Genomic DNA, 17014 nt, shown 5'->3' with positions numbered 1-17014 from the left:
ACGCTCTAAATTGTCTTGCATCTGGCATACCAGAGACTAGAGTTGCGTCGAATTTGGCTTGGTCGGCGGGACGCACGAACCGGTGGTTCCGTAGATCGAGTCGGGAAATGAAGACTGATCGCTGTGGCGATCCGGCTAAACTCATCACGTATTTGAAGAGAACGCGACGTCTCCATGAGCAGCAACGACGACGTTCACAAGGTTCGCGAGTTCGAACATCCCGGCCAGGGACGGAAGCGCGCCAAATCCACGCCCAAGGGACGGCAGGTCGATCCCACCGCCGCGCACGAGATGGAGCAGCTGCTCGGCGACAGGCCGCGGCGTCGCGATCTGTTGATCGAATATCTGCATCTGATCCAGGACAAGTATCGCCAGATCTCGGCCGCGCACCTCGCCGCGCTCGCCGATGAGATGAAGCTCGCGTTCGCCGAAGTGTTCGAGACCGCAACCTTCTACGCGCATTTCGACGTGGTGAAGGAAGGCGAGCCCGATGTCGCGCCGCTGACGATCCGCGTCTGCGATTCGCTGACCTGCGCGATGCTCGGCGGAGAGAAGCTGCTCGCCGATTTGCAGGATGCGTCCGGTCCCGGCATCCGCGTGGTGCGTGCACCCTGCGTCGGCCGCTGCGACACGGCGCCTGCCGCGGAAGTCGGACACAACTTCGTCGATCACGCGACGGTCGCCAATGTCATGGCGGCCGCGAAGGCTGGCGACACCCACGCGCATCTGCCCAAATATATCGGCTATGAGGCCTATGTCGCCGGCGGCGGCTACAAGCTGCTCAATCGCCTGCGCTCGGGCCAGCTACCGACGGACGACCTGCTGAAGGCACTCGACGACGCCTCGTTGCGCGGTCTCGGCGGCGCCGGATTCCCGACGGGACGTAAATGGCGCGCGGTGCTTGGTGAACCCGGCCCGCGGCTGATGGCGATTAACGGCGACGAGGGCGAGCCCGGCACGTTCAAGGATCGCGTCTATCTCGAAAGCGATCCGCACCGCTTTCTCGAGGGCATGCTGATCGGCGCCCATGTGGTACAGGCCTCGGATATCTACATCTACCTGCGCGACGAATATCCGGCATCGCGCGAAATCCTCGAACGCGAGATCGCAAAGCTCCCGCCGGGCGGTCCGACGCTGCACATGCGGCGCGGCGCCGGCGCCTATATCTGCGGTGAGGAATCCTCGCTGCTGGAAAGCATCGAGGGCAAACGCGGTCTGCCCAGGCACAAGCCGCCATATCCATTCCAGGTCGGCCTGTTCGGCCTGCCGACGTTGATCAACAACATCGAGACCTTGTGGTGGGTGCGCGACATCGTCGAGAAGGGCCCCGACTGGTGGAAGGGCCACGGCCGCCACGAGCGGCACGGCCTGCGCAGTTTCTCGGTCTCGGGCCGCGTCAAGAATCCCGGCATGAAGCTCGCGCCTGCTGGCATCACCGCGCGCGAGCTGATCGAGGAATATTGCGGCGGCATGGCCGACGGTCATCAGTTCTACGCGTACCTGCCGGGTGGTGCGTCCGGCGGCATCCTGCCGGCGGCGATGGACGACATCCCGCTCGATTTCGGCACGCTTGAAAAATACGGCTGCTTCATCGGCTCGGCCGCGATCGTGATCCTGTCGCAAAAGGACAGCGTGCGCGCGGCCGCGTTGAACCTGATGAAGTTCTTCGAAGACGAGAGCTGCGGCCAATGCACGCCGTGTCGCGTCGGAACCCAGAAGGCCGCACTGCTGATGCAGCAACCGGTCTGGAACCGCGCTCTCCTGGATGAATTGAGCCAGGCGATGCGCGATGCCTCGATCTGCGGGCTTGGACAGGCGGCATCTAACCCCCTCTCCACCGTGATCAAATATTTCCCTGACGAGTTCAAGGAAGCGGCCGAATGACGAAGATTACGTTCGAGCTCGACGGCAAGCAGGTCGAGGCCAATGCAGGCGAGACGATCTGGCAAGTCGCAAAACGCCAGGGCCGCGAGATTCCGCATCTGTGCTACTCGCCCGCGCCTGATTATCGCCCCGACGGTAATTGCCGTGCCTGCATGGTCGAGATCGAAGGCGAGCGCGTGCTCGCGGCATCCTGCAAGCGCACGCCATCGGTCGGAATGAAGGTGAAGACCGAGAGCGCGCGCGCTGTTTCCGCGCAAAAAATGGTCATGGAGCTGCTTGTTGCCGATCAACCGGCGCGCGAGACCTCGCATGATCCGGAATCCAAATTCTGGCACTGGGCCGAAACCACGGGCGTCACCGAGAGCCGCTTCCCTGCCGCCGAGCGTTGGGCGACCGATGCCAGCCATCCGGCCATGCGCGTCAATCTCGACGCCTGCATCCAGTGCGGCCTCTGCGTGCGCGCTTGCCGCGAGGTCCAGGTCAACGACGTCATCGGCATGGCCTATCGTAGCCACGGCTCGAAAATCGTGTTCGATTTCGACGATCCCATGGGCGAGTCCACCTGCGTCGCTTGCGGTGAATGCGTGCAGGCCTGTCCGACCGGGGCCCTGATGCCGGCCGTAATGCTCGACGAGAAGCAGACCCGCGTCACCTACGCCGACAAGAAGGTAGATTCGCTCTGCCCGTTCTGCGGCGTCGGCTGCCAGGTGACCTATGAGGTCAAGGACGAGAAGGTGATCTATGCCGAGGGTCGCGACGGCCCGGCCAACCGCAACCGTCTCTGCGTCAAGGGCCGTTTCGGCTTCGACTACATCCACCATCCGCATCGGCTGACCAAGCCGCTGGTGCGGCTGCCGAACGCGAAGAAGGATTCCAACGACCAGGTCGATCCTGCCAATCCGTTCACGCATTTCCGCGAAGCGAGCTGGGAAGAAGCGCTCGACATCGCGGCCAAGGGCCTCGTCAAGATCCGCGACGAGAAGGGCGTGAAGGCGCTCGCCGGCTTCGGCTCGGCCAAGGGCTCGAACGAAGAGGCCTATCTGTTCCAGAAACTGGTGCGCACCGGCTTCGGGTCGAACAATGTCGACCATTGCACCCGTCTGTGCCACGCCTCGTCGGTCGCGGCGCTGTTCGAAGGTCTGAGCTCGGGCGCGGTGTCAGCGCCGTTCTCGGCTGCGATGGACGCCGAGGTCATCATCGTGATCGGCGCCAACCCGACCGTGAACCATCCGGTTGCCGCGACCTTCATCAAGAATGCGGTCAAGCAGAACGGCGCCAAGCTGTTCGTGATGGACCCGCGCCGGCAGACGCTGTCGCGCCATGCGACCAAGCATCTGCAGTTCAAGCCGGGCTCCGACGTCGCCATGCTGAACGCGATGATCCACACGATCATCACCGAAAGGCTGACCGACGATCAGTACATCGCCGGCTACACCGAGGGGTTCGAGGACCTCAAGGAGAAGATCAAGGAGTTCACGCCGGAGAAGATGGAGGCGATCTGCGGCATCCCGGCGCAGACCCTGCGTGAGGTCGCGCGAACCTATGCGCGGGCAAAATCGTCGATCATCTTCTGGGGCATGGGCATCAGCCAGCATGTCCACGGCACCGACAATGCGCGTTGCTTGATTGCGCTGGCGCTGATCACCGGCCAGGTCGGCCGTCCCGGCACCGGCCTGCATCCGTTGCGCGGCCAGAACAACGTGCAGGGTGCTTCCGATGCCGGTCTGATCCCGATGTTCCTGCCGGACTATCAGCCGGTCGGCCGCGACGACATGCGGGGTGCCTTCGAGAAGCTGTGGGGTCAGGATCTCGATCCCGTGCGTGGCCTGACCGTGGTCGAGATCATGAACGCGATCCATGCGGGCGAGATCACGGGCATGTATATCGAGGGCGAGAACCCCGCGATGTCCGACCCCGATCTCCAGCACGCGCGCCAGGCGCTTGCCATGCTCGATCATCTCGTGGTGCAGGATCTCTTCGTCACCGAGACCGCGTTCCACGCCGACGTCATCCTGCCGGCCTCGGCGTTTGCCGAAAAGGAAGGCTCCTTCACCAACACCGATCGCCGCGTGCAGCTCGCGCGCCAGGTAATCAAGCCGCCGGGCGACGCGCGGCAGGATCTCTGGATCATCCAGGAAATCGGCAAGCGCATGGGCCTGCCGTGGAATTATGCCGGTCCCGGCGAGGTCTTCACCGAGATGGCAGAGTTGATGCCGTCGCTGAAGAACATCACCTGGGAGCGGCTGGTGCGCGAAGGCGCGGTCACCTATCCCGTCGACGATCCGGACAAGCCCGGCAACGAGATCATCTTCACCACGGGCTTCCCGACCGCGAGCGGCCGCGGCAAGATCGTGCCGGCTCATGTCATCCCGCCGGACGAGATCCCCGACGCCGAATATCCGATGGTGCTCTCGACCGGCCGCGTGCTGGAGCATTGGCACACCGGCTCGATGACACGCCGCGCGCAGGTGCTCGACCAGATCGAGCCCGAGGCGGTTGCGTTCATGTCGCCAAAGGACATGCACAGGAAGAAGCTCGCGCCCGGCGATTTTATCCGGCTCGAGACCCGCCGCGGCGCGGTCGAGGTAAAGGTCCGGTCCGACCGCGACGTGCCGGAGAACATGGTGTTCATGCCGTTCTGCTACGCGGAAGCGGCGGCGAATTTGTTGACCAACCCGGCGCTCGATCCGTTCGGCAAGATTCCGGAGTTCAAGTTCTGCGCGGCCCGGGCCGAGCGGGCCGAGTTACGGGACGCGGCCGAGTAGGGCTGCGCGCTCGCCAGTTATTTGGCGGCACAATGGCTCCTAATATGCGGTGTCGTCCCGGCGAAGGCCGGGACCCATACCGCGAGGTGTCTCGTTAGCGGATGGTGGGCGTACCGAACGACGAGTCTTCGCCAAACTCCTGCCTGTGGTTATGGGTCCCGGCCTTCGCCGGGACGACGCTGAGGCTGTGGTGCATGTGTGCACCCGTGTCGCGTCTCTTCGCTCCTCGCGATGGTGGTGCTAGACATCGTCAATGTCCAAAGCCACCCCAGCCACACACGCGCTCATAGCCGCCAGTGTTGCCTTCACCGTCCACGCTTACGACTACAATCCCGATGCCGAAAGCATCGGCCTCCAGGCGGCTGCCGCACTCGGGGAGGATCCCGCGCGCGTATTGAAGACGCTGATGGCGCTCGTCGACGGCAAGCCGGTCTGCGTGATCGTCCCATCCGACCAGGAAGTCTCGATGAAGAAGCTGGCCGCTGCTGTCAGCGGCAAATCGGCGCAGATGATGAAGCCGCCTGAGGCCGAGCGCCTCACCGGCTACAAGGTTGGCGGCATTAGCCCATTCGGGCAGCGAAAGCCGGTGCGCACCGTGATCGAGCAGAGCGTGCTCGCGCATGACTATGTGTACGTCAATGGCGGTCAGCGTGGGCTGCAGGTGCGGCTCAGTCCAGCCGATGTCCGGGACGTGTTGAGCGCGATCGTCGCGGAACTGGTCGCCTGAGCGCCGCGCCCTGCTACTGCTTTTGCAACAGCTTCAGCCGGCAGCGCAGCGCTTCGCGGATGTGCGTGCGCGCGAGCTGCTCCGCTTTGCCGCCGTTGCGAGCCGCGATGGCGTCGATGATGGCCTGGTGCTCGCCGTGGCTGGTCGAAGGGCGGCCTAGTACGGTGAATGTGGTTGGACCGAGCAGGGCGATCCAGTCCTGCAATTCCCGCGAAGCGTTGTCGAGATAGCGGTTGCGCGCGGCGCGGCAGATCGCTTCGTGGAAGGCGCGGTTGAGCCTTGCCATTTCTCCTGTCATCCCGGCCGTGTCGGCTTCGGACGCTTTGACAAAGGCCTGCTCGATATCCCTGAGTGCATCGATCTCGGGCGCCGAGGCGTGCTCGGCGGCAAGTCGGGCAGCGGCGCCCTCCACGATCTCGCGCATGGCGTAGAGTTCGAGCACCTCGGAGATGTCGAGGTTGCGTACGATCAGGCCGCGGCCGCCGGCAGGTTCGACGAACCCGCGTGCGGCAAGCCGCCCCAGAGCCTCCCGCACCGGCGTGCGGCTGACCTTCAGCCGCTGGGCGACCTCCTCCTCGCGCAGGCGGTCGCCAGCGCGGTAGCTGCCGGCCTGCAGCGCCTCGCAGAGCGAGCGGAACACGGCTTCGCCGAGCGCCACGCCGCCGCCGCGCGCGATCGAGCCGCCTGCCTTGGTCGGGCGTCTTGCCATGCATCCTCGTGCTCGCCACGCGCATCCTGCCTATGCAGCGATGGCGCTTGCTGGATCTCTGTATATCTTTGTATACAAAAGTGCGCAATACCCAGCCGGATTGACCCAGGCCGCCGGCGAGGCAGAATGTCTCCAACTTCGTCGCATCGGGCAGACGGCATGAGCAGCAAATACGATGTGCTGGTGATCGGCGGCGGCAACGCGGCGCTGTGTGCGGCGATCAGCGCGCGACGCGGTGGGGCGTCGGTGCTGGTGCTCGAAGGCGCGCCGAAATTCTATCGCGGCGGCAACACGCGCCACACCCGCAATATGCGTTGCGCCCATGACGACGCGACCGAAATCCTGACCGGCCCCTACACCGAAGAGGAGTTTTGGGAGGATCTCCTGCGCGTCACCGGCGGGCAGACCGACGAGGTGCTGGCCCGGCACATGATCCGTGAGTCCAAGGACATTTTGAACTGGATCGTGGAGCAGGGCGTGCGCTGGCAGCCCTCGCTCGGCGGCACGCTGAGCCTCGGTCGCACCAACTCCTTCTTTCTCGGTGGCGGCCGCGCGATGCTGAACGCACTTTATCTCACCGCTGAGAAGCTCGGCGTCGAAGTCGAATACGACGCCGAGGTCAGCGACCTCGTGATCGAGGACGGCATGTTTCTCGCCGCCCGCCTCAAGCGACCGATCAAGGGCGACACCGAGATCCGCGCGACGTCGCTGGTCGCTGCGGCCGGGGGGTTCGAGGCCAACATCGAATGGCTGAAGCAATATTGGGGCGAGGCCGCGGACAATTTCCTGATCCGCGGCACGCCTTATAACCGCGGCTCGATCCTGAAGATGCTGCTCGACAAGGGCGTGCAGGAGGTCGGCGATCCCACCCAGTGCCATGCGGTCGCGATCGATGCCCGCGCGCCGAAGTTCGACGGCGGCATCATCACAAGGCACGATTCGGTCGTGTTCGGCATCGTCGTCAACAAGCATGCGCAGCGCTTTTACGACGAGGGTGAGGACATCTGGCCGAAGCGCTACGCGATCTGGGGCCGGCTGGTGGCCGCGCAGCCCGATCAGATCGCCTACATCATCTTCGATTCCGCCGTGGTCACGAGCTTCATGCCGACGCTGTTCCCGCCGATCGCCGGGCAGACCGTGGCTGAGCTCGCCGGCAAGCTCGAGCTCGATCCGGCCGCGCTGGCAAAGACCATCACCGAATTCAACGCCGCGGTGCGGCCCGGCACTTTCGATCACACCATCCTGGACGACTGCCGCACCGAAGGCATCACGCCGCAGAAGTCGCATTGGGCGCGGCGGATCGAGGCGCCGCCCTATCTTGCTTATCCGGTGCGGCCCGGCATCACCTTCACCTATCTCGGCACCCGTGTGACCAGGGAGGCGCGCATGCTGATGGCTGATGGCAAGCCGTCGGCCAACATGTTCGCGGCCGGCGAGATCATGGCCGGCAACGTGCTCGGCAAGGGATATGCCGCCGGCATGGGCATGACCATCGGCAGCGTGTTCGGGCGGATTGCAGGACGGGAAGCGGCGAAACATGCACGGAACTAGGATTCTGGACGAAGCGGACCGCCTGATGACGGTCTGCAATTCCTGCCGTTACTGCGAAGGCCTTTGCGCGGTATTTCCCGCCATGGAGATGCGCCGCGCCTTCTCCGACGGCGATCTCAATTATCTCGCCAATCTCTGCCATGGCTGCGGCGCATGCTACGTCGACTGCCAGTTCTCGCCGCCGCATGAATTCAACGTCAACGTCCCGCAGACGCTGGCGATCGCGCGCGCGGAATCCTACGCGGCCTATGCCTGGCCGCAGGCGCTGTCCGGTGCCTTCGCGCGCAATGGCCTCGTCATCAGCATCATCGCCGCGCTCAGCATGGCTGCCTTCATCTTCGGCTTCGCGGCCCTGAACGACCGCAGCGTGCTGTTCGGCGTGCACACCGGCCCCGGCGCGTTCTACAGGTTGATGCCGCACAACGCGATGGCGGCGTTGTTCAGCGCTGCCTTCCTTTATGCGATCTTCGCGCTGGTGATGAGCGTGCGTGCGTTCTGGCGGGACATCGGCCCGCCGATCGGCGGCCGTGCGGACGGCGACTCGATCTTCCAGGCGATGCGCGACGCTGGTGAGCTGCGCTATCTTCATGGTGGCGGCGTCGGTTGCTACAATGAGGATGACAAGCCGACCGACCGGCGCAAGCTTTTCCATCACCTGACCTTCTATGGCTTCCTGCTCTGCTTCGCCGCGACCTCGGTCGCCACGCTGTATCACTATCTGCTCGGCCGCGAGGCGCCGTATCCGTGGTGGGATCTGCCCGTGGTGCTCGGCACGCTCGGTGGGGTCGGCCTGATCATCGGGCCAATCGGCCTGTTCGTCGCCAAGATGCGGCGCGATCCGGCACTGCTCGACGAGCAGCGCTACGGCATGGATGTCGGCTTCATCGCCATGCTGTTCCTGGCCGGCTTCACCGGCATGCTGCTTCTGCTCTTGCGGGAGACCGCCGCTATGGGCCCGCTGCTGGCGCTACATTTGGGTGCAGTGTTCGCGCTGTTCATCACAATGCCCTACGGCAAATTCGTGCACGGCATCTATCGCTTCGCGGCGCTGGTGCGTTACGCGCAGGAGCGGCGCGGAGAAGCCGGGTCTTAAGAGTCAGACGAGAGTCAGACGAGAGTCAGACGGTGCGGAAGCGGCCGTCGCGCAGGAAAGCGATCGTCTGTTCGATCGCGGCGGCGTGACGCGGAAGTCCGGTATGGGACGCCTTTACGACGATATGGTCGGCCATGCCGGCTACCATCGTGCTTTGCACTGAGACCCGTCCGTCATTTGGCTTCGGCAGAACGATGAGACCGGCGATGGGATCGATGAAGCGGTTTCCCGCGATCACACCGACGGGATAGTCCACGGCGGGCAGGGCGTCGGTCCGGGGGGTGGACGTGGTGGTGAGCTCGAGTCCGGCGGGTCCGTAGAATGTGCTGTAGAGGCGATATCCGCTCAGGAGATCGGCGACCTCGCTGCCGCCGTTCGGCGTGCCCAGCATCACCACTCCGGCAAGCCGGTCCGGACGATATTTTGCGATGTAGGCGCGCACCACCAGACCGCCCATCGAATGCGCAACGAAGTGGAGCGGCGCATCACGTTCGGCGAAGCGGGCGACTTCTGGGTGAATATCGTCCGCGAGCGCGGTGATCGGCTTGCGGCGACTGGCATAGTCGATGTTGCGCGTTGCGAAGCCGCTGGCCCGGAGCGCCCGTTGCAGTCTGGTCAGCGACGCCGAGGTTCGCGCGATGCCGTGAAGCAGAACCACTCCCGGGCATCGCGCCTCGCCTGATTGAGGCGCTTCGTGTATCTCGCTTACGCCACCTCGCGCTCTGGCCCAGACGCCTGCTCGCGGGCCATCGTCGTCGCGGTGACGTAGTCGGTCTTGCCGGTGCCGAGCAGTGGCACCTTGTCCACCACCATGATCGCCGCGGGAACGGTCAGCTCGGACGCGCCGATCGCCTTGGCCTGGCCCTGCATCGCACTGCGCTCTGCAACCTTCTCCGTCGTCAGGAGGACGATGCGCTCGCCCTTGCGCGGGTCCGGGATCGACACCGCGACCGATGCGGCCTGCGGCCACAGCGTCGCCGCGATGTTCTCGACCGCGGACAGCGAGACCATTTCGCCGGCGATCTTGGCAAAGCGCTTGGCACGACCCTTGATGGTGATGAAGCCGGCCGGGTCGATCGCGACGATGTCGCCGGTGTCGTGCCAGCCCTCGGCGAGCGGTTCGAGCACGCCGGGGTTTTCGGCCCGCAAGTATCCGAGCATCACGTTCGGTCCGCGCACCGAGAGGCGTCCGCCGTCCTCGATGCCGGGGACCGGATCGAGGCGGCTTTCCATCAGCGGCGACAGGCGGCCGACCGTGCCGGGACGATTGGCCATCGGCGTGTTCATTGCCAGCACCGGCGCGGTCTCGGTGACGCCATAGCCTTCGAGGATGCGGATGCCGTAACGCTCCATGAACACCTGCCGGGTGCGATCCTTGACCGCCTCCGCGCCGGCGATCACCAGGCGCAGGGTGCGGAAGTCATAGGCATGCGCCGAGCGGGCGTAGCCGGTGAGAAAGGTGTCGGTGCCGAACAGGATCGTGGCGCCGGTCTGGTAGATCAGCTCGGGCACGATCCGGTAGTGCAGCGGCGAGGGGTACATGTAGATCGGAATGCCCGCGAGCAGCGGCATCATCATTCCGCCAGTCAGCCCGAAGGAGTGGAACACCGGCAGCACATTGAACACCTTGTCATTGGCATTGGCATCGACCCGCGCCAGCGCCTGTGCGGCGTTGGCAAGGATATTGCGGTGGGACAGCACCACGCCCTTCGGCGTGCCTTCCGAGCCCGACGTGAACAGCACGACGGCCGGGTCGCTCGCCTGGCGGACGACGCGCGGCGTAGTACCGGCGAGCAGGCCCTTGATCTTGTCGGCCGTGCCGATCGAGGCGCGGACGTCCTCGAGATAGACGACGCGAACTTCCGCGGAGATCGCCGCCATCAGCTTGTCGAGCTTGCCTTTCTCGATGAAGGCCCTCGACGTCAGCACGGTCTTGACCTGTGCGGCTTTCATGGCGGCGAGCACATTGACCCGGCCGGCCGAGAAGTTGAGCATCGCCGGCACCCGGCCGATGTTTTGCAGCGCCATGAAGACGACGGCGACGCCTGCGGAATTCGGCAGCAGCACGCCGACATTCTCACCGATGGCGGTGCCGTTCTCCAGCTTCCGGCTCAAGACCTGCGCGCCCAGGATGAGCTTGCGATAGGTCAGCTTGGTGCCGAGCGCGTCCTCGACGATGACCTTACCGGTGTCGCGGTCGCGATAGGCGTGTCCGAGCGCCTCGAATAGGGTGTGATCGAGCATGGCGTTTTTCACCATGGCGTCGATCATCACGTCCTGAAGTGCTGCGCCTGCGGCGTTGCGGCGCGCTTTGCCCTTGAGCGATGGATCGACCGGCAGCTTGACCGGCGGCAGGATGGTGACGGTCACCCGCGGAAACCACGAGCGCTTGATCTGGCTGCCGTTGAGATAGCTGAGATGCGAACGCTGGGCGCCTTCGATGCGGACCGGGACGACGACCGCGTCGGCCTTGTCCGCGATCATCGCGGTGCCATCATAGACCTTCATCAGCGAGCCGGAGACGGTGATGCGTCCCTCCGGAAAGATCACCACCGGCTCTCCGGCGCCGACGAGCTTGATGAGGTCGCGCGCAGCCAGCGGCTTGGTGGGGTCCATGGTGTAATGCTTGACCACTCGCAGGAACGGCTTGGCCCACCAGGCCTTGGCGATGCCGGTATCGACCGCGAAGCTCGCGTCGATCGGCAGCACGGCGTGCAGCAGCGGGCCGTCGATCAGGCTGACATGGTTGGGCGCGATCAGCATGCGCGTGCCAGCGGGCGGCAGGTTCTCCAGTCCGCGGACCTCCGTGCGGAACAGCGCGCGGAACAGCAGCCCGCCGAAGTCGCGCACGCCTTCCTTGCCCCACTTCGTCAGCACGAACCAGACCGCGCCGAAGCTGGCGACGCCGAGGCCGAAGAAGATCCAGCCTATGTGCAATCCGCCGGCCTGCAGCAGTGCGACGAACAGCGAGCCGGCCACCATGAAGGCGGCCTGCAGCACGTTGCCTGCAGCGATGATGCGAGCGCGCTCGGAGGGAGCCGACCAGGCCTGGACAGCGGCGAAGGACGGAACGACGAACAGTCCGCCGCCGAATGCGAAGGCGACGAAGTCGACCAACATGCGCAGGCCCGCGAACGAGGTTGCGAAGTCGCCCGCGGTGATGTCCTGGCCCTTGGCGGTCACGCCGATCGCCCAGGCGAGGTCGATGCCGGCAAACCCCATCATGATGGCGCCGATCGGCACCAGCGCGAGGTTCGGGCGAACGTGGCTCAGATTCGCGGCGAACAGCGAGCCGATGGCAATGCCGATTGCGAAGATGGCGAGACACAACGTCACGACGCCCTCGGTGCCACCGATGACCTCCTTGACCAGCGCCGGCAGCAGCGAGAGCACGATGGCGCCCACCAGCCAGAACCAGGAGACGATCACGGTGCCGTCCCACAGCCGGTGGTCGGCGTGCAAGGTCTTCAACAGGCCGAGCGTCGAGGTCCAGGGATTGGCGTTGACCGGCAGATCGGGTGCAGACGGGGTCGTCGCGGGAATGCGGGAGGCGAAGGCCCAGGACAGCAGGGCCAGCACGACGACGGCCGATGCGACCCAGCCCATATGCGCGGAGCCGGCCACGAACTGGCCGCCGGCAACGGTGCCGAGCAGGATAGCCATGAAGGTCGCGCCTTCGACTAGCGCGTTGCCGGTCGCGAGCTCGCCGAGCTCGAGCTGATCCGGCAGCATCGCGTATTTCACGGGACCGAACAGCGCGGCGATGACGCCGAACAGTGCGAGTGCTGCAAACAGCAACGGCACCGAGTGCAGGAAGAAGCCGGCCGCGGCAAAGCCCGCCGCAAAGATCTCGGCGAATTTGAGCCGCCTTGCGACGACGGATTTGACGTATTTGTCGGCGAGCTGGCCGCCGAGCCCGGACAGGATGAAATAGGGGAAGATGAAGACGGCGCCCGCGACCGTCACCAGCGCATCTCCGTGGCCGGTCGCGGCACTGTAAAGCAGGATGATGACAAGTGCGTTCTTGAGCACGTTGTCGTTCAGCGCCGAGAAGAATTGCGCCCAGAACAGCGGCGCGAAGCGGCGTGACGACATCAAATCCCTGATCATGACTAGTCCTGTTTTGGAAAGGCTGCCTGAAGTTTCATTGTCGGATGGACGTTGGGTCCAGAGGATATGCGACGGGCTATTGTGGGTTGACGACAGTCGCCCCGGCCTGCTCTGCGCGCTTACCTTCCGATCCTGTTGGTCTCCGCGTGGCGTGGTTTGGTTCGCAATGGTTCGGTTGCGGCCTTATCCAGGCAGGCCGCGCCTGCCAGGATATTGCCCCGGGCGATGAGCGAAACCTGAACCGCATCGTCGAAGGCCGCGGCATCGGCTCGAATGTCGAGACATGGTAAGTCCTTCCTTGCGGCTTGATATTGCATTCGGGGCGACCCGAACGTCGCGGCTGCGCTCGCCTCAGGTGAGATGGGCGAGGCGGCGAAAGGGCGAGAGGCGGCCGAGCAGGCTAAGGCGGCGGCCCTCATGACGGGCACGGCCGCGGTTGGCCCGCCACATGCGGAAGGTCGCGCGGCGCTCGGTCAGGACGCCGGCAATATCGCAGGCATTTGCGATGCGATCGATTGGCCCCATCGCGAACCGCAGGAGGCCGCGGCCAAATCCGGTCACGAGAGCTGTGGCGTCATCGACGAAGGTGGAGGCGATATCAACAGTGAGGGTTTGCATTTTGCAGGTCTCCGGGTTAACTTGAACATTGTTCAAATGAGTATCCTGAAAATGAACAATGTTCAAGACGAATCATTGCGGGACCGAAAAAAATCTCGACGGCGGCAGCAGATCGTGGAGATCGCTCGCAGCATTATTGCAACTAAGGGCCTGAAATCATTGAAAGTCCGGGATGTCGCGGACGCCGCCAGCTGCTCGGTTGGGAGTGTCTATAATGAGTTCGGCGACTTCGACGGGGTGATCCTGACCGTGAATCGGGAGACGGTTGAGGCGCTGACGGTGCGGCTCGGCCAGGTTCCTGCCGAGGATCCCGTTCGCCAGCTCTACGGGCTGGCTGCGACCTACCTCGAATTCTTCGCGGGGCACGCCAATCTGCTGCGCTCGCTGTTCGAACATCGGATGGAGGACGACCGCCCTTACCCCGATGACATCCTTCAGATGGTGATGGACGCCTTCGCGTTGATGCACGCGCCCCTGGTGCGGCTGCTTCCGAATGCAGACGACGTGCAGATCGCGCTGCTGTCACGCACCCTGTTTTCCGCCGTGCACGGGATCATCTCGCTCGGCCTCGAAGAGCGCATGCTGGCCGTGCCACCGCAGATGCTGCGCCAGCAGGTCGAGCAATTTCTGGATGCGCATCTCGCGGGGCTCGGGATTCTGCCACTACGATAAAGCGCTGAGCGCTGCTAAGCGCTGGCGGCCTTGCGCTGCCGCGAGGTGACGACGACGACGTCCGTCGTCCCGTTGTCGACCTGAACACGGTTGCGTCCGTTCTCCTTGGCGCGATAGCAGGCGGCGTCCGCGCGCCGCATCGCGTCCTCGAGCGTGGTGTTGCCGTTGGTAATGCAGGCAACGCCGATGCTGGCGGTCACTGCAAAGCAACGATCGTCCCAGGCGAAGACGGATAGCTCGAGCGACCGGCGCAGCCGTTCGGCGATATCCACGGCGTCGTACGGCGTGCATTGCGGAAGAATTAAGCCGAATTCGTCACCGCCGAGCCGGGCCACCAGGTCATGCGGCCGCCGCTCCTGTTGCAGGAGGCGCGAAATCTGGCGGAGCAGGCGGTCGCCGGCGAGGTGACCGCAGCTGTCGTTGACGTCCTTGAATTGGTCGAGATCGAGCAGGATCAGGCCTAGCGAACCCGCCGCGGTGTCGTCCAGCTCGCTTTGCAGGCGCGCCTCGAAGGCACGGCGGTTGGACAGGCCGGTCAGCCAGTCGTGTGACGCCTGCCAGGCCAGGCGCTCTTTCTCGGCATGCAGGGCATCCTCGAACGCCTGTCGTTGCAGCACCAATCGCCGCGTGTGCCAGATGAGGAGCAGGATCAGCGTCACGGCCGTGACGATATTGACGCCAGTCAGCGTCATCTTGATGGCGCGCGAACCTTCGCCGAGAACGGTGGAGAACCGGTTGGCGTGCACCGTGAACTGAGTGTTGAGCTCCGAGAGCCGCGATGACAATAATTGCAGGCGGTTGCCGTCCTGAATCGCCCCGTTCTTCAATTCTGACCGGATGACCTCGCCGAACACGCTCAGCTCCAGCAGCATCGGGTCGGTGGCAGCCCACTCGCGGATCGCTTCCTTGAGAAAGCTGACCTGTTTGAAGTAGCGAAACAGCCAGATCAATCCCGGCACGTCATCGGCATGGTTGCCGCCTTGCAGGAAGCCGATGCGGGCGGCCTCGACGTCGACCGGATCGCGCTCAAGCGCCCAGCGCGCGAACTCGTCGCCGATGGGAACGGCCAGCGAGGCCTGATATTGCGCGAACTGGCCGGCGTCGCCCGAATGCAGATAGAGATTGAGGAAATAGACGGCGTTCTTCTGCGAGCGCGACCACAGCGCTTCGCCCGCGACATAGGCGCGGACCGAGGACATCACCTCCAGGCTGAAGCCGGCGATCGCAGCCTGCAGCAGAACGACCGTGACGAAAGGCGAGACGAGCTTGATGACATGAAGGAAGCTGCGTCCCTTCGTTGACGGCGCTGTTCTGCGAAACACTTTGCGTTCCCCAAGTCGCTCAACGACCCCAGCGGAGCGATCCGCTCATAACGCGGATTACCCACGAAAGGTGCTTAACTCGACTTGAAAATGCCGGGAGACTGCGTCGCAGGGTGAAGGCGCTGTGAAGTGGATGCTTGCAGATCGTTGCAAATGCCGTCGAACCGGAACTTACGCGGCATCGGAGAGCCGATGTCTCGCATGCGCCCCCAATGGTTTACCTGATGGAGAGAGATTGGTCTGGCGCTAGACCAGGACCGGCTTGCGCACGCGGCCGGCGTCGCCGAAGACGCGCAAATAACGTTCGATCTCCGAAGGCAGGCCGGTGGCCTTCTCGGGATTGTCGGACAGCTTGACGGCCGGATGTCCATCGACCGACGACACCTTGCACACCAGCGAAATCGGATCGAGATTGAACGAGCCGTCCGGCGTGCAGCCGACGAAATCATTGGTGAGATTGGTGCCCCAGCCGAACGAGAGCCGCACGCGCCCGGTGAAGTGATGGTAGGTCTCCTCGATCGAGCCCACGTCCATCGCGTCGGAGAAGACCAGCAGCTTGTCCCTGGGATTGCGGCCCTTCTGCTCCCACCATTTGATGATCTCCTCGCCGGCCTGGATCGGCGGCGCGCTGTCGGGACGGAAGCCGGTCCAGTCGGCGACCCATTCCGGCGCATCGCGCAGGAAAGCCTTGGTGCCGAAAGCGTCGGGCAGCGCGATCAGGAGGTTTCCGCCATAGGTCTGGCGCCATTGGTCGAGGATGCGGTAGGGCGCCCAACGCAATTCCTCGTCGTCCCTGGCCAGCGCGGCCGCAACCATCGGCAGTTCATGGGCGTTGGTGCCGATCGCTTCGAGATCATTGTCCATCGCGAGCAGCACGTTGGAGGTGCCGATGAAGGACGGGCCGAGGCCCTCCTTTACGGCCTCCACGCACCAGCGCTGCCAGAGGAAGCCATGGCGGCGACGGGTGCCGAAATCGGAGAGCCGCAAGCCATCCAGCTTGCGCAGGCGTTCCACCTTGGTCCACAGCTTGGCTTTGGCGCGAGCATAGAGCACGTCGAGCTCGAAGCGGCCGCGGCCCTTCATCGCTGCGCGCGAGCGCAATTCGTTGAGGATGGCGAGCGCAGGAATCTCCCACATCGTGGTATGGCTCCACGGCCCGTGGAAGTGCAGCTCGTACTGGCCTTCGACTTTGCGAAGCTCGTATTCGGGCAGCCGGAATTCGGCGAGCCAGCGGATGAAGTCCGCCGAGAACATGTGGGTCTTGCCGTAGAAAGTATTACCGGCAAGCCAGATCAGCTCTTTCTTGGTGAAGCGGATGGTGCGGGCGTGGTCGAGCTGAGCGCGCAGTTCGCCCTCGTCGATGATTTCGGCGAGCCGGACATGGCGCGACCGGTTGATGACCGAGAACGTCACCTGCTGATCCGGGTAATATTCCCGAATCATTTGCAACATCAATAGCTTGTAGAAGTCGGTATCAAGCAAGCTGCGGATGATGGGATCCAGCCGCCAGCTGTGATTGTAGGTCCGGCTCGCAATGTCGGTCACTGTCATGGGGGAATTCTA

General features: G+C 64.2%; 11 protein-coding genes. 6 read left to right on the top strand and 5 right to left on the bottom strand.

Translation table 11 applies throughout. The features are described from left to right. Nucleotides 1–174 precede the first annotated feature (174 nt). The 3 genes from AC0L3P_RS18430 (at nt 175) to ybaK (ending at nt 5376) form a co-directional block, all read left to right on the top strand. Nucleotides 175–1884 carry an NADH-ubiquinone oxidoreductase-F iron-sulfur binding region domain-containing protein gene (locus AC0L3P_RS18430; protein ID WP_473303674.1) on the top strand — a complete coding sequence of 570 codons (1710 nt, stop codon included), beginning with the start codon at nt 175–177 and terminating at the stop codon, nt 1882–1884. Continuing rightward, complete coding sequence (fdhF, locus tag AC0L3P_RS18425) at nt 1881–4649, top strand: formate dehydrogenase subunit alpha (RefSeq protein ID WP_473303672.1); 2769 nt, start codon at nt 1881–1883, stop codon at nt 4647–4649. The genes AC0L3P_RS18430 and fdhF overlap by 4 nt, the downstream gene beginning before the upstream one ends. A 253-nt stretch (nt 4650–4902) precedes the next feature. Further along, nucleotides 4903–5376, top strand: a complete 474-nt coding sequence (gene ybaK, locus AC0L3P_RS18420; RefSeq protein ID WP_473303669.1) for a Cys-tRNA(Pro) deacylase — start codon at nt 4903–4905, stop codon at nt 5374–5376. 13 nt (nt 5377–5389) lie between these two features. On the opposite strand, the gene AC0L3P_RS18415 is transcribed toward ybaK, so the two are convergent. Continuing rightward, nucleotides 5390–6085 (bottom strand): GntR family transcriptional regulator, encoded by a 696-nt coding sequence (locus tag AC0L3P_RS18415; RefSeq protein ID WP_473303667.1) that lies wholly within the window; start codon nt 6083–6085, stop codon nt 5390–5392. A 159-nt stretch (nt 6086–6244) separates the two neighbouring features. On the opposite strand from AC0L3P_RS18415, the gene tcuA reads away from it, so the two are divergent. Together tcuA and tcuB are read left to right on the top strand one after the other, a co-directional pair. Next, nucleotides 6245–7636: an FAD-dependent tricarballylate dehydrogenase TcuA gene (gene tcuA, locus AC0L3P_RS18410; protein WP_473303664.1), complete on the top strand. Its 1392-nt coding sequence runs from the start codon at nt 6245–6247 to the stop codon at nt 7634–7636. Continuing rightward, nucleotides 7623–8729 (top strand): tricarballylate utilization 4Fe-4S protein TcuB, encoded by a 1107-nt coding sequence (gene tcuB / locus AC0L3P_RS18405; protein WP_473303662.1) that lies wholly within the window; start codon nt 7623–7625, stop codon nt 8727–8729. The genes tcuA and tcuB overlap by 14 nt, the downstream gene beginning before the upstream one ends. Nucleotides 8730–8754: 25 nt before the next feature. Here tcuB and AC0L3P_RS18400 read toward each other — a convergent pair whose 3' ends face one another. Both AC0L3P_RS18400 and AC0L3P_RS18395 read right to left on the bottom strand, forming a co-directional pair. Then, a complete protein-coding gene (locus tag AC0L3P_RS18400; RefSeq protein ID WP_473303836.1) occupies nt 8755–9429 on the bottom strand; it encodes an esterase/lipase family protein in 675 nt (224 codons plus the stop codon). Between the two features lie 5 nt (nt 9430–9434). Continuing rightward, the gene (locus AC0L3P_RS18395; protein WP_473303659.1) at nt 9435–12839 is read right to left on the bottom strand and encodes an acyl-[ACP]--phospholipid O-acyltransferase; all 3405 of its coding nucleotides are present in this window, start codon (nt 12837–12839) and stop codon (nt 9435–9437) included. Between the two features lie 669 nt (nt 12840–13508). Here AC0L3P_RS18395 and AC0L3P_RS18390 point away from each other — a divergent pair. Next, on the top strand, nt 13509–14129 hold the full coding sequence (locus AC0L3P_RS18390; protein WP_275172223.1) for a TetR/AcrR family transcriptional regulator: 621 nt from the start codon (nt 13509–13511) through the stop codon (nt 14127–14129). 14 nt (nt 14130–14143) lie between these two features. Here the strand turns inward: AC0L3P_RS18390 and AC0L3P_RS18385 are convergent, their stop codons facing one another. Beyond that, complete coding sequence (locus tag AC0L3P_RS18385) at nt 14144–15451, bottom strand: GGDEF domain-containing protein (protein ID WP_473303656.1); 1308 nt, start codon at nt 15449–15451, stop codon at nt 14144–14146. Between the two features lie 246 nt (nt 15452–15697). Further along, entirely contained in the window at nt 15698–17002 is a 1305-nt protein-coding gene (gene pncB, locus AC0L3P_RS18380; protein WP_473303654.1) for a nicotinate phosphoribosyltransferase, read from the bottom strand. Between the last annotated feature and the right edge of the window lie 12 nt (nt 17003–17014).

This window comes from Bradyrhizobium sp. WSM4874, assembly GCF_055811835.1.
This window is presented reverse-complemented; position numbering and strand designations above follow the sequence as displayed.

Excerpts from the sequence above, each read along its gene's own strand:
- fdhF (WP_473303672.1), top strand. The coding sequence starts at position 1,881 with ATGACGAAGATTACGTTCGAGCTCGACGGCAAGCAGGTCGAGGCCAAT.
- tcuB (WP_473303662.1), top strand. The coding sequence starts at position 7,623 with ATGCACGGAACTAGGATTCTGGACGAAGCGGACCGCCTGATGACGGTC.
- AC0L3P_RS18415 (WP_473303667.1), bottom strand. The coding sequence starts at position 6,085 with ATGGCAAGACGCCCGACCAAGGCAGGCGGCTCGATCGCGCGCGGCGGC.
- AC0L3P_RS18390 (WP_275172223.1), top strand. The coding sequence starts at position 13,509 with ATGAACAATGTTCAAGACGAATCATTGCGGGACCGAAAAAAATCTCGA.
- pncB (WP_473303654.1), bottom strand. The coding sequence starts at position 17,002 with ATGACAGTGACCGACATTGCGAGCCGGACCTACAATCACAGCTGGCGG.
- AC0L3P_RS18430 (WP_473303674.1), top strand. The coding sequence starts at position 175 with ATGAGCAGCAACGACGACGTTCACAAGGTTCGCGAGTTCGAACATCCC.
- ybaK (WP_473303669.1), top strand. The coding sequence starts at position 4,903 with ATGTCCAAAGCCACCCCAGCCACACACGCGCTCATAGCCGCCAGTGTT.
- AC0L3P_RS18395 (WP_473303659.1), bottom strand. The coding sequence starts at position 12,839 with ATGATCAGGGATTTGATGTCGTCACGCCGCTTCGCGCCGCTGTTCTGG.
- tcuA (WP_473303664.1), top strand. The coding sequence starts at position 6,245 with ATGAGCAGCAAATACGATGTGCTGGTGATCGGCGGCGGCAACGCGGCG.